This window comes from Winogradskyella psychrotolerans (genome assembly GCF_018860545.1).
Taxonomy (GTDB): Bacteria; Bacteroidota; Bacteroidia; order Flavobacteriales; family Flavobacteriaceae; genus Winogradskyella; species Winogradskyella psychrotolerans_A.
Window position 1 is genome coordinate 1 of the sequence record NZ_JAHKPN010000023.1, and the last position, 12,344, is coordinate 12,344.

Consider the following 12,344-nt stretch of genomic DNA (forward strand, 5'->3'; position numbering starts at 1 on the left):
ATCTTTACGTCGATGGCACAATTGGTTGGAACAACTTTGCCTTATACGATGCCTGTGGCGGTACACAATTACAATGCGGATCCGACAATCAGTTATTTACAGACCTAACCGCAACAACAAATTACAAATTACGTCTATTTAGAACTTTAGCAAATACAGACAATGCTACTTATAGAACCTTCACCATTCAAGCGTTTGAAGCAGTATCTAATGACGATTGTGCTTCCGCAGAAAACATTGCAGTGACAACATCGGAGTCTATCGTAAATTTTGATATTGCTGGAGCTTCAATTAACAATGAAATAGGCTGTGCTGAAACCACCAACGACTATGCTGATATCTGGTACGATTTTACCATGCCTGTTAACGGAAATCTTTACGTCGATGGCACTATTGGTTGGAACAACTTTGCTTTATATGACGCCTGTGTCGGTACACCATTGCAATGCGGATCCGACAATCAGTTATTTACAGATCTTACCGCAACAACCAATTACAAATTGCGTCTTTTTAGAACTTTAGCAAATGCAGACAATGATACTTATAGAACGTTCACCATTCAAGCATTTGAAATCATAACGAATGACGATTGTGATACGGCCGAAACCATCACCATTTCAGACACACCAACAACTGTAAACTTCGGTATTGCAGGTGCCACTATCAATAACGAAGTGGGCTGTTCAGAGTCAGAAGCAGAAGACTACGCAGATGTTTGGTACAGTTTCACCATGCCTACAGACGACAACTTGGTCATTACTGGAATCATAGCTTGGAATAATTTTGCACTCTATGATGCTTGCAACGGAAATCAATTAGACTGTTTTACTAGCCAAGGCACTATTACAGGCTTAACCAGTGGAACAACCTATAAACTTCGTGTATTTAGAACTTTAGTAAATGTAGATAATGATGCGTACAAAAGTTTTACCATTCAAACTGAAGAAACATTAAGTACAGGCTTCAATACCTTAGAAGACAGTATTAGGGTATATCCAAATCCAGCAAACACAATAGTCAATATTGCTATAGCAAACAGTCAATCCATAGCGTCTATTGAACTGTTTAACATGCTTGGAAAAAGAGTATTAACAACAAAAGCATTAAACGTAGATGTGAGTAAGTATGCCGCTGGAATATATATGCTTAAAGTTTCAACTAATGAAGGACAAGTCACTAAACGAATTGTAATCGAATAAGGCAACATAACATTGACCAACCACTTTAATTTTCATTAAGAAAGCCGCTTTAGAAAGCGGCTTTCTTTTGTTTATTATTTAATAAATCATTCTTTCATATCAAGGTTTAAGTTTTGTAATTTTGAAACTATTGTCCGTTCGAGCGCAATCGAGACCTAAATCTGCAACAATTCGTTACTAATAGGACCTTTTGACTGCGCTCAAGGTGACACTATATTTTCAAATTATATTTCAATATCATTTTTTGTTTAGGTTAGCTGACACAAAAAATGATGATTTTTTTAGATGATGCGAAGAAGAAAAATTAAACATAGCCATAGCTACGTTTCATTTTTATTTTGAAGCAGAAATGAAAAAAGGGTATTTTTTGAAGCTCACTTAAATAAAATATGATATAACATGTCAGATCAAAAACGCCTTTTCTTAGTCGATGCCTACGCCCTTATTTTCCGTGGCTACTACGCTTTTATAAAAAACCCAAGAATCAATTCTAAAGGTGAAGATACCTCAGCCATTATGGGCTTTATGAATTCCCTTTTAGATGTGATTAAACGAGAACGACCAGATCATTTAGCCGTTTGTTTTGATAAAGGAGGTAGTGCAGACCGTGTAGAAATGTTCGAAGCTTACAAAGCCAACAGAGATGAAACTCCCGAAGGCATCAAAACAGCAGTCCCTTACATCTACGAAATCTTAAAAGCCATGCACATTCCAATCATGGTTAAAGAAGGTTTTGAAGCAGATGATGTCATTGGTACCTTAGCTAAAAAAGCTGAAAAAGAAGGCTACAAAACCTTTATGGTGACTCCAGATAAGGATTTTGCACAGCTCGTTTCTGAAAACATTTTTATGTACCGACCAGTTTTTGGAGGCGGATACGAAACTTGGGGCATACCTGAAGTACAGAAGAAATTTGAAGTTACCGATCCTTTACAAGTCATTGACTTTTTAGGAATGATGGGAGATGCTTCTGATAATATTCCAGGATTACCTGGTGTGGGTGAAAAAACAGCAAAGAAATTTTTGGCCGCTTATGGCAGTATGGAAAACCTATTTGCGAATTCACATGAGCTAAAAGGCAAGATGAAAGAGAAGATTGAAGCCAATCAAGAACTCGGTCTATTATCTAAAAAATTAGCCACCATTATGCTCGATGTCCCTGTGGATTTTAATGCCGAAGATTTTGAAATGTCAGAACCTGATATTCCAAAAGTGACTGAAATTTTTCAAGAATTAGAATTTAGACGATTAATTGATAATTTTAATAAAACATTTGCAGCTGAAGCCATGCAGTCTGACGGAACTTCAACTCCAACAGCAGATAAAAAGGAAGCACCGAAAACCACTCCAACCGAAGAAAAATCAGCAGGAGCAGGTCAATTCTCATTATTTGGAGGTGGCGAACCTTCAGCAACCGAAGCCGTTTCAGAAAACACCAGAAAAACAGCCGCAACCTATTCGCATTTTTACCAAAGCGTCGCATCTGGTATGGCAACCAAATTGTTTGTCAATAATCTAATGAGCCAAACCTCAGTGTGTTTTGATACCGAAACCACAGGACTAAATCCATTAACCGCAGAACTCGTTGGCATCGCCTTTTCTTGGGAAGTCGGTAAAGGCTTTTATGTCCCATTTCCAGAAGATAAAACAGAAGCACAAGAACTCATAGAAACGTTTAGACCGTTTTTCGAAAGCGAAACCATCGAAAAAATAGGTCAGAATTTAAAATACGATATCAAAGTATTAGCCAAATACAATGTTGAGGTAAAAGGCAAATTATTCGATACCATGTTAGCGCATTATTTAATTAATGCAGACATGCGTCACAATATGGATGTTCTTGCTGAAACGTATTTGAACTACACACCAATTGCTATCACAGACCTCATCGGTAAAAAAGGAAAGAATCAGTTGTCTATGCGCGATGTGCCCTTAGAAAAGCTCACCGAATACGCCGTAGAAGATGCCGATATCACCTTACAACTAAAAGAACATTTCACAACCGAATTAGGCGAAGCCAATACCCAAAAATTATTCGATGAGATTGAAATTCCACTATTACGGGTGTTAGCGGCTATGGAATTGGAAGGGATTAATCTCGATAAAGCATTTCTAGATTCCCTTTCCGAAGATTTAAATAACGACATCGCAACGCTTGAACAAGAAATTTACGCCGCTGCAGGCGAGGAATTCAACATTGCCTCCCCAAAACAGTTAGGTATTGTGTTGTTTGAAAACATGAAATTGGTAGATAAACCAAAGAAAACCAAAACCGGACAGTATAAAACAGGCGAAGATATCTTATCCTATTTAGCAAAAGACCATGAGATTATTCAGAAGATTTTAGATTTTAGAGGCCTTTCAAAATTAAAGAGCACCTATGTAGATGCCTTGCCTTTACAAGTAGAACCGTCTACAGGTCGCGTGCATACCGATTATATGCAAACCGTTGCAGCAACAGGGCGTTTAAGTAGTAACAATCCTAATTTACAGAATATTCCCATCCGTACCGAACGTGGTCGCCAAGTACGTAAAGCCTTTGTGCCAAGAAACGAAGAGTACACCTTACTAGCTGCCGATTATTCACAAATAGAATTACGAATTATTGCCGCCTTAAGTGAAGAAGAAACCATGATTGAAGCCTTTAAGAATGGCGAAGATATTCATGCTTCAACCGCATCCAAAGTATTTGGTATGCCATTGGCTGAAGTCACCAGAGAACAACGTAGCAATGCCAAAACCGTTAATTTCGGAATCATCTATGGAGTGTCTGCCTTTGGCTTAAGTAACCAAACCGATTTATCGCGTGGTGAAGCCAAAGAACTCATTGACACCTATTACGAAACCTATCCAAAACTAAAAGCCTACATGAGTAAGCAAGTCGATTTCGCAAGAGATCATGGCTATGTCTCTACCGTTTTGGGGCGTCGTCGGTATTTAAAAGACATCAACTCGCGTAACGCTGTGGTGCGAGGTGCTGCAGAACGAAATGCCGTAAACGCACCCATACAAGGAAGCGCTGCCGATATCATTAAAATAGCAATGATTAATATTTTCAACAAGCTAGAAGCAGGACACTATAAATCGAAGATGCTCTTACAAGTGCATGATGAATTAGTCTTTGACATCTACAAACCAGAACTCGAAGAACTCACCACATTGATTAAAACGGAAATGGAAGGTGCTTTTAAATTGGATGTGCCGCTTGATGTTGAGGTGGATACTGGGCTGAATTGGTTGGAGGCGCATTAGGAATCAACAACACAAAATTTTAATATTACGATGCAATTTCATTGAATAACTTCAATCACAATTTTTCCTTAACTTGCATTTTTAATTTACAGACAATATAAGTGGCTTTAAAAGAAAAAATATCAATAGAAAATTTTGAAGATAAAAAATTCAAAATCAGACTTGTTGAATCTAAAAAAGATACAGAAGCTGCCTTTACACATTATTTACATAATTACAGAAATGGGGTTTCTAAATTCTACAAACCTGACGCATTAGAACATGTCAAAAATTTATTTGAATACAAATTTCCTGATGTCGAAGTATCTGATAAAGCAGCAGAAGAAGCCCTTCAATATTTAATTTTTCAACAAGAAGAGATTCCTTTTCCTGCACCAAAAAAACCTGATTTTAAATTCATAGATCTTTTTGCTGGAATTGGTGGATTTAGATTAGCCTTTCAAAATCTTAAAGGAAAATGTGTTTTTACAAGTGAATGGGATAAATATTCAAAACAAACTTATCAAGCCAATTTTGGTGAAGTTCCATTTGGAGATATTACCAAAAAATCCACTAAAGAATACATTCCTGATGGATTTGATATTTTATGTGCTGGGTTTCCTTGCCAAGCATTTTCAATTGCAGGAAAGCGCGGAGGTTTTGAAGATACAAGGGGCACGCTGTTTTTTGATGTTGCAGAAATAATTAAAAAGAAAAAACCAAAGGCTATTTTTTTAGAAAATGTAAAAGGATTAAGAAGTCATGATAAAGGAAAAACCTTGGCTACAATCTTAAATGTTTTAAGAGAAGATTTAGGATATTTTGTACCGGAGCCACAAGTAATGAATGCTAAGAATTTTGGAGTTCCACAAAACAGGGAACGAATTTTTATTGTTGGGTTTAGAAAAAATTTAAAAATTACAGAATTCGAATACCCAAAACCTGTTAATAGAAAAATAACATTGGAGGATATTCTAGAATCTGAAACGGTTTCTGTAAAATATTATTTATCTGAAACCTATATAAACACTTTAAGAAATCACAAAGCACGACACGAAAGCAAAGGTAATGGTTTTGGTTATGAAATAATTCCAAATAACGGAACAGCTAACGCTGTAGTTTGTGGAGGAATGGGAAGAGAAAGAAATTTAGTCCATGACTTCAGGCTAAAAGATTTCACGCCTATAACACACATAAAAGGTGAAGTCAACAGAGAAGGAATTCGAAAAATGACACCTAGAGAATGGGCTAGATTACAAGGCTTTCCAGACGATTACAAAATTGTAGTTTCAGATGCTCAAGCCTATAAACAATTTGGAAATTCTGTTGCCGTTCCAGCTATTCAAGCGACTGCAAAAAAGATTATCGAAAAGCTACAATAAAAATGAAAGCATATAACAAAGGAGAATGGAGTGAACCATATCTTTTACTGAAATTAATTTCTGACCAAAAACTTTATATTGGAGGAGAGAATTTTAATAAAGTAGAAGGTTTATTTTATCGTATTGTTAAAATCTTACATTTTGAAAAAACTAAAAACACTACATTTTCTTTTGATGGAGATATTATATTAATTAAAAATGGAAGTACGCCAATAAGGTTACCTGTGAAGAAGTTTATTGATATTAGTAAACTAACGTTAGACAGAATCAATAGTGTTAAATCGAAAAAAGGATCTTTCAACATACCTGAGTTGATGAATTTCCTAAACTCAATAAATATTAGTGAGGTAAAATCTAAATCTACTCAAAAAAATGATATAACAATACAAATTGAAGACCCTAATACTTTTATAACTCCTACATTAGGCTTTAGTGTAAAATCACAATTGGGTAAACCTGCTACATTGGTAAATGCAAGTAATGCCACTAATTTTACATATACTTTATCAAAAAAACTTAATAAATCCCAAATTAACGAAATCAACGAACAAAGAAAGTTTTCGGACAAATTTAAAATCTTCGACAAATACAATGTTTCACTAACTTTTGATCAAGTAGATAACCCAAAATTTAATATTAATCTTCAGACTATAGATTATAATTTTTCTAAATTATTATCAGATATTTTAATAATGTATTACGCAAATGATATTACCTCTGAAAATACCATAGAAAAATTCACTAATAGATTATCCATAAAGAACGAATTTAAATATGATTTAAATCTCAATCCTGATATTTACCAAATGATTGTTAAGCGTTTTTTAGTAGAATACGCATTGGGGATGCGAGCATCTCAAATTTGGAAAAGAGATTATCAAGCAGATGGAGGCTATCTAATAGTAAGGGAAGATGGAGAAATTATATGTTATCATTTCTATTTTGTTAAAAATTTTGAAAACTACTTATATCAAAACACCAAATTAGAAACTCCTGATAAGAATCGCTATCATATGGCAGAAATATATGAAGAAAATGGAACGCAAAAATTAAAATTGAATCTCCAAATAAGATTCATAAAATAACACTTTCAGATAGGTTTTATTCTTAATTCCTAAAGGAAACAAATCGTATTACAGCAATGTTTGTTTATTGGTGTTTTTATGGAGGAAAGATCCTTTATTTTATGGGAGATGCTTCAATAATTAAAGATTCTATACAGCAAGCAGAAATGCCTGATTCAGGACAACCAGTTGTTCATTTTAAATTTCAATTAGAGCAACCTGTAAAAGATGATTTATATAACTACATAACTGCTGTTAACAGAGAAAAACTACCTAAAAACAATTCTAAATCTGAAATACAATTAATAAAAAAGGAAGAAAAAACACTACAATTTACAATTCCTATATACAATTTTCTCGCAGCAGCAGGTAGGTTTAGTGAAATGCAAGATAAGAAAGAATACAATCTAATTCCTGTACAGGAAAGATATGCCACAGATGATTATTTTGCTTGTAAAGTAATTGGAGAATCAATGAATAAGGTTATTCCTAACAATTCAATATGCATATTCAAAAAAAATGTAACTGGCTCTCGTAGTGGTAAAATTTTATTAATAGAAAATAGCGATTCTTTCGACCCAGATTTTAATTCAGCCTTTACAGTAAAAACTTATTCAAGTGAAAAAACTATTACAGAAGAAGGTTGGCAACATAATTCAATTGTATTGAAGCCTAATTCTTATGATGCGAGTTTCAATAGCATTATTATTAATGAAGAAAATAGTAGTGAAATGAGAATAATAGGAGAATTTGTTCAAGTATTAGAAAACTAACTTTATCCTCACGTATCCTCTAATTAAAGGGTAATGCACATTCAAAAAAATATTTCAAATACCAATTCTCTTTTACACTCCTAAAGTCCCCTCAAAGAGACAATATAAACCAAGGGTTCACCCATAGTAACCTCGGGTCTTAAGCGGGTCATAAGCGGGTTATCCTCGGGTATATACCGCCCTATCCTAAGCTAAAAGACCAAGAACAAATACTATAAAACTTCAATTAGAATAAAGCAAACACCCTAGAACTATCGACGCTTTTTCATATTGTGTTTCTTTCCCTTAAATCGCACCTTATGTTCTAGTTTTCGCTGATTAAAAGACAACACATCACTAAAACTGTTTTAAATACCAATTCTCTTTGACACCCCTAAAGTCCCCTCAAGGGGACATTTGATTAAGGAAAATAGAATATTCATAGGATATCAGATTGGGTAATGGTAAAATCAATTTTAATTTTTAAAACTTTTGCTTGTTGGTTAGGATTGTCCCCTTGAGGGGACTTTAGGGGTGTTTTTCTAACAATTCCCTAACCTTCTCCTCAATAACCAACAAAACACTAAACATATTCTTTTTAACCTCCTCATTAGAAAACCTTAAAAAGGTAACATCATAAGCCTCTAGTGCACTTTGCCGTTTGGTATCATATAAAAAACGATGCTCATGACTATCACCATCAATTTCAATAGCTAAACCTATTTCATGGCAATAAAAATCTACAATGTAATTTAGCATTGGTACTTGTCTATGAAACTGAACACCATAAGCACGCTGTTTTATATGTTGCCACAGCAAGACCTCAGGCAAAGTGCTATGTTTCCGGAGTTGTCTAGCCAGTGCTTTTAGTTCTGGGTTGTATGGAATGATGTTGTTTTTCATTTTACAGACCTTATGACGCGTCTTTTACACCCCTAAAAAGCTATACTAAGAAATTTATACGACAGCAGACTTTTCAGCTCAGTAATCCTCAAACGGACAATCCATACTAAGGAACTTTCAGTAAAAAAGAACGTCTAGACTACCAAAGGGATGATGTCACTAAAATACTGAATATAATACAAATCAAACCAAGGGTTCACCCATAGTAACCTCGGGTCTTAAGCGGATCATAAGCGGGTTATCCTCGGGTATACACCGCCCTATCCTAAACTAAAAGGCCAATAACAAATACTATAAAACTTCAATTAGAATAAAGCAAACACCCTAGAACTATCGGCGCTTTTTCATATGTTGTTTCTTTCCCCTAAATCGCACCTTATGTTCTGGTTTTCGCTGATTAAAAGGCAACACTTCATTAAAACTGTTTTAAATACCAATTCTCTTTTACACCCCTAAAGTCCCCTCAAGGGGACATTTGATAAAGGAAAAAAGAATATTCATAGGATTTTTAGATTGTGTATTGCGAAAATAAATTTAATTTTTTACACGTATGCTTCTTGGTCTAGATTGTCCCCTTGAGGGGACTTTAGGGGTGTTTTCCTAACAATTCCCTAACCTTCTCCTCTATAACCAACAACACACTAAACATATTCTTTTTAACCTCCTCATTAGAAAACCTTAAGAAGGTAACATCATAAGCCTCTAGTGCACTTTGCCGTTTGGTATCATATAAAAAACGATGCTCATGACTATCACCATCAATTTCAATAGCTAAACCTATTTCATGGCAATAAAAATCTACAATGTAATTTAGCATTGGTACTTGCCTATGAAACTGAACACCATAAGCACGCTGTTTTATATGTTGCCACAGCAAGACTTCAGGCAAAGTGCTATGCTTCCGGAGTTGTCTAGCCAGTGCTTTTAATTCTGGGTTGTATGGAATGATGTTGTTTTTCATTTTACAGACTTTATGACGCGTCTTTTACACCCCTAAAAAGCTATACTAAGAACTTTATACGACAGCAGACTTTTTAGCTCAATAATCCTCAAACGGACAATCCATGCTAAGGAACTTTCNNATATAATACAAATCAAACCTAGGGTTCACCCGTAGTAACTTCGGGTCTTAAGCGGGTCATAAGCGGGTTATCCTCGGGTATATACCGCCCTATCCTAAGCTAAAAGGCCAAGAACAAGTACTATAAAACTTCAATTAGAATAAAGCAAACACCCTAGAACTATCGGTGCTTTTTCTAGTTGTATTTCTATCCCTTAAATCGCACCTTATGTTCTGGTTTTCGCTGATTAAAAGGCAACAACATCATTAAAACTGTTTTAAATAGGAATTTTATTTAACACCCCTAATGAGCTACGCTCGGTATCTTCAATGAAAATATATTTTCATCTCAATAATCCTCAAGAGGACAACCCCCAACGAGAACGTATAGCTAAAAATTAAATATCTTAGACTTCCGTAGAGCTTGTAGCACTAAAACAGTGCATTTAATACAAATCAAACCAAGGGCCCACCCATAGCTCCTCCGTATCTAAATCGAGTGTAATTCCGATTAGCCTCGAGAATATGCCAACGCTATCCCAAATAAATCAATGTTCAAAAAGAATAATTGACTACAATTTGCTTTTAACCAACGCGCTATATTAACCCTATGCCAACTGCCTTAATATAATTGTTTACTAGCGAAGCCATAGCTAAGGTCATGGAACTCTATCAAGCAGTTTCCGTTGTATCGCGTTGCCAGAACTTATTAAACAATACATACAGTAATAGCACCATAAAAACAAGCCCTAAAGCTACCCAAACCCAATTATAATTGGTATCAATTAATGGAGCATCAGAACCATACAAGATAAAACCAGCCCAATAATAAGGATGTCTTAATTTTGGGTTTTCAACGGTAGTTAAATATTCGTTTTTTGCCATTTGTAACGCTACAGATTTTGTTTTACCGTCTTTTAAATGGTGGTAAAATGCAATCATAATTTGACTCGTAGTGGCATCGGGTACTTCCCACAAACTGGCCACTGCTGCTTTTGTCCCAGAGAAACTAAAAGCACGATGTAAAGACACCATACTCAATGAGCCATCTTCTTTCCCTACGGCTGTGTTACAAGCGCTCAAAACGGCTAAATCTATAGGGATATTTAAACCATACAGTTCTTCTAAAAATAGTTTTTCATCGTTGGAAAAATTAAAATGACTAAACACAGGTTCATCGTCATCTAAAGAGGCATGCATAGCCAGGTGCAAGATATTGCCTTTAGATTTATGCGTTATAAAATTCGCTTTTGTTGCATTACTGCCAATAAACGCTTCTGATGGAAAAAGCGCTTCAAGAACTTTAGCTTCCTTTTGAGCGCCTTCTAAAAACGTGGCACTATTTCTATTCGCTCCAGTCCTATTACTTTTTGGATATGCTGGTGCAAAAATCGTGGCTTTCACCTCCTTATCTGAGGCTCGATCTCCTTCAAAAAAAGCAAACCTTAAGTGCGACGAATAATGAACCGCCTTTTCCTGCATTAAATAATGAGACTTATAGCTTAAGGTTTCAAAAGGTAAACTGTAAATAGGAGTATCTGGTATAATGGTTAAAGACGTATAGGATAAGGCTTTTTCCGGAAGCAATAACTTGGTAAGTTCTGGGTTTAATACAAACCTGCTATTCGGGTTTTTTAAATACTCTAAATGGGATTTTAGTAAACCTTTTGTAGCCTTTGTCCAAGGTTTTAATTCCCATTCAATGGCATCTTTCGTAATTTGAAAAATGACAAACTGATCATAAAAAAACAAATATTTTAAAACGATGTCATTATCACCTAAAAAGTTTTGAAAAGCGGCAATGTCAAAATTATTCTGCGTAAAATCTGAAATAGTCGGAAATTTGGCGTTAACATGGTCTTTATAAGTCTGAAGGATGCGCTCTAAAGAATCTTCTTGTTTTTGATTCCGCTCTTGCTTTGCCTGAACGATTTGTTTTCTAATTTGAAATTCTATGTGTTCTAAAGAATCAATAATCGATAATTTCACCACATCTCTACTTTGGCTAAATTCTTGCCATGCCAAACGATTACTTATATTTTCAAGATTAGAAATAAATGCCTTTTTATGTTTAAAATTGTGTTTATTGAGTTCTAATCGGCATTCTATTATTCTATTGTATAGCAGTTTATTTCCAATACTTAAATTCAAATCTTTATGGTTTTCAACAAATGCATAATAAGCGATATCATTTAAAATTCGGGCCTTCTTTATAGCTACAGAATCTTGATTAAAATGCTTAAATAACATGTAGCTCATACGGTCTATTTGCTCACAATCGTTTGGAAATTGATGCCGTGACGCAAAGTTTTTAAAATCGGTTTGAAGCGTTTCTTCAGCATCATGAATATGACTCATGGTTTTTGAATAATAGTGCAAAGCAGAATCTAACTGCTTTGTCCGCGCATAGATATCTCCTTTAAATTCATAGATATCATTAAGATTAAAACTATTGCTTTTAAAGTTATTTTCAATACTATCCGCAAGCACAAGCGCCTTTTCCGTATCTCCAATTTCATTTAAGACATTAGCCTTAAACCTTAAATATTCCGTAACATTCCTATCGGGTTCGTTGGCTACATGTGAAAGTAAAATAGCTTTATTAATAAGCTTGAGAGACAATTCTAAATCCTCGAATTCCTTATAAAAATCTGCCACATAATATAAGGCACCAATATAAAGAGATAGGTTAGAAAACTGACTTCGCATCTTAGGGTTTTGCAGAGAATTTGTATGTTCATACACCGAGTCTA

General features: G+C 34.9%; 8 protein-coding genes. 5 read left to right on the forward strand and 3 right to left on the reverse strand.

Going from position 1 to position 12,344, the window contains the following annotated elements; translation table 11 throughout:
* The 5 genes from KO515_RS09105 to KO515_RS09125 all read left to right on the forward strand — a co-directional run.
* On the forward strand, window positions 1-1,199 hold a 1,199-nt coding region (locus tag KO515_RS09105; RefSeq protein ID WP_215936060.1), incomplete at its 5' end, for a T9SS type A sorting domain-containing protein.
* Between the two features lie 399 nt (window positions 1,200-1,598).
* Window positions 1,599-4,451, forward strand: a complete 2,853-nt coding sequence (gene polA / locus KO515_RS09110) for a DNA polymerase I (protein WP_215936061.1) — start codon at window positions 1,599-1,601, stop codon at window positions 4,449-4,451.
* A 101-nt stretch (window positions 4,452-4,552) separates the two neighbouring features.
* Window positions 4,553-5,812 carry a DNA cytosine methyltransferase gene (locus KO515_RS09115; protein ID WP_215936062.1) on the forward strand — a complete coding sequence of 420 codons (1,260 nt, stop codon included), beginning with the start codon at window positions 4,553-4,555 and terminating at the stop codon, window positions 5,810-5,812.
* A 2-nt stretch (window positions 5,813-5,814) separates the two neighbouring features.
* Complete coding sequence (locus KO515_RS09120; RefSeq protein ID WP_215936063.1) at window positions 5,815-6,897, forward strand: HpaII family restriction endonuclease; 1,083 nt, start codon at window positions 5,815-5,817, stop codon at window positions 6,895-6,897.
* A gap of 101 nt (window positions 6,898-6,998) precedes the next feature.
* A complete protein-coding gene (locus KO515_RS09125) occupies window positions 6,999-7,649 on the forward strand; it encodes a S24 family peptidase (RefSeq protein WP_252723828.1) in 651 nt (216 codons plus the stop codon).
* 507 nt (window positions 7,650-8,156) lie between these two features.
* On the opposite strand, the gene KO515_RS09130 is transcribed toward KO515_RS09125, so the two are convergent.
* The 3 genes from KO515_RS09130 to KO515_RS09140 form a co-directional block, all read right to left on the reverse strand.
* A complete protein-coding gene (locus KO515_RS09130) occupies window positions 8,157-8,531 on the reverse strand; it encodes an endonuclease domain-containing protein (protein WP_215936065.1) in 375 nt (124 codons plus the stop codon).
* Window positions 8,532-9,117: 586 nt separating this feature from the next.
* Window positions 9,118-9,492 carry an endonuclease domain-containing protein gene (locus KO515_RS09135; RefSeq protein ID WP_115837854.1) on the reverse strand — a complete coding sequence of 125 codons (375 nt, stop codon included), beginning with the start codon at window positions 9,490-9,492 and terminating at the stop codon, window positions 9,118-9,120.
* 771 nt (window positions 9,493-10,263) lie between these two features.
* Window positions 10,264-12,344: CHAT domain-containing protein (locus KO515_RS09140; RefSeq protein WP_215936066.1), on the reverse strand; the 2,081-nt coding region annotated here is incomplete at its 5' end.

Bases quoted from the DNA above. Each gene is read 5' to 3' on its own strand.
- polA (WP_215936061.1), top strand. From the start codon at position 1,599: ATGTCAGATCAAAAACGCCTTTTCTTAGTCGATGCCTACGCCCTTATT.
- KO515_RS09120 (WP_215936063.1), top strand. From the start codon at position 5,815: ATGAAAGCATATAACAAAGGAGAATGGAGTGAACCATATCTTTTACTG.
- KO515_RS09125 (WP_252723828.1), top strand. From the start codon at position 6,999: ATGGGAGATGCTTCAATAATTAAAGATTCTATACAGCAAGCAGAAATG.
- KO515_RS09130 (WP_215936065.1), bottom strand. From the start codon at position 8,531: ATGAAAAACAACATCATTCCATACAACCCAGAACTAAAAGCACTGGCT.
- KO515_RS09135 (WP_115837854.1), bottom strand. From the start codon at position 9,492: ATGAAAAACAACATCATTCCATACAACCCAGAATTAAAAGCACTGGCT.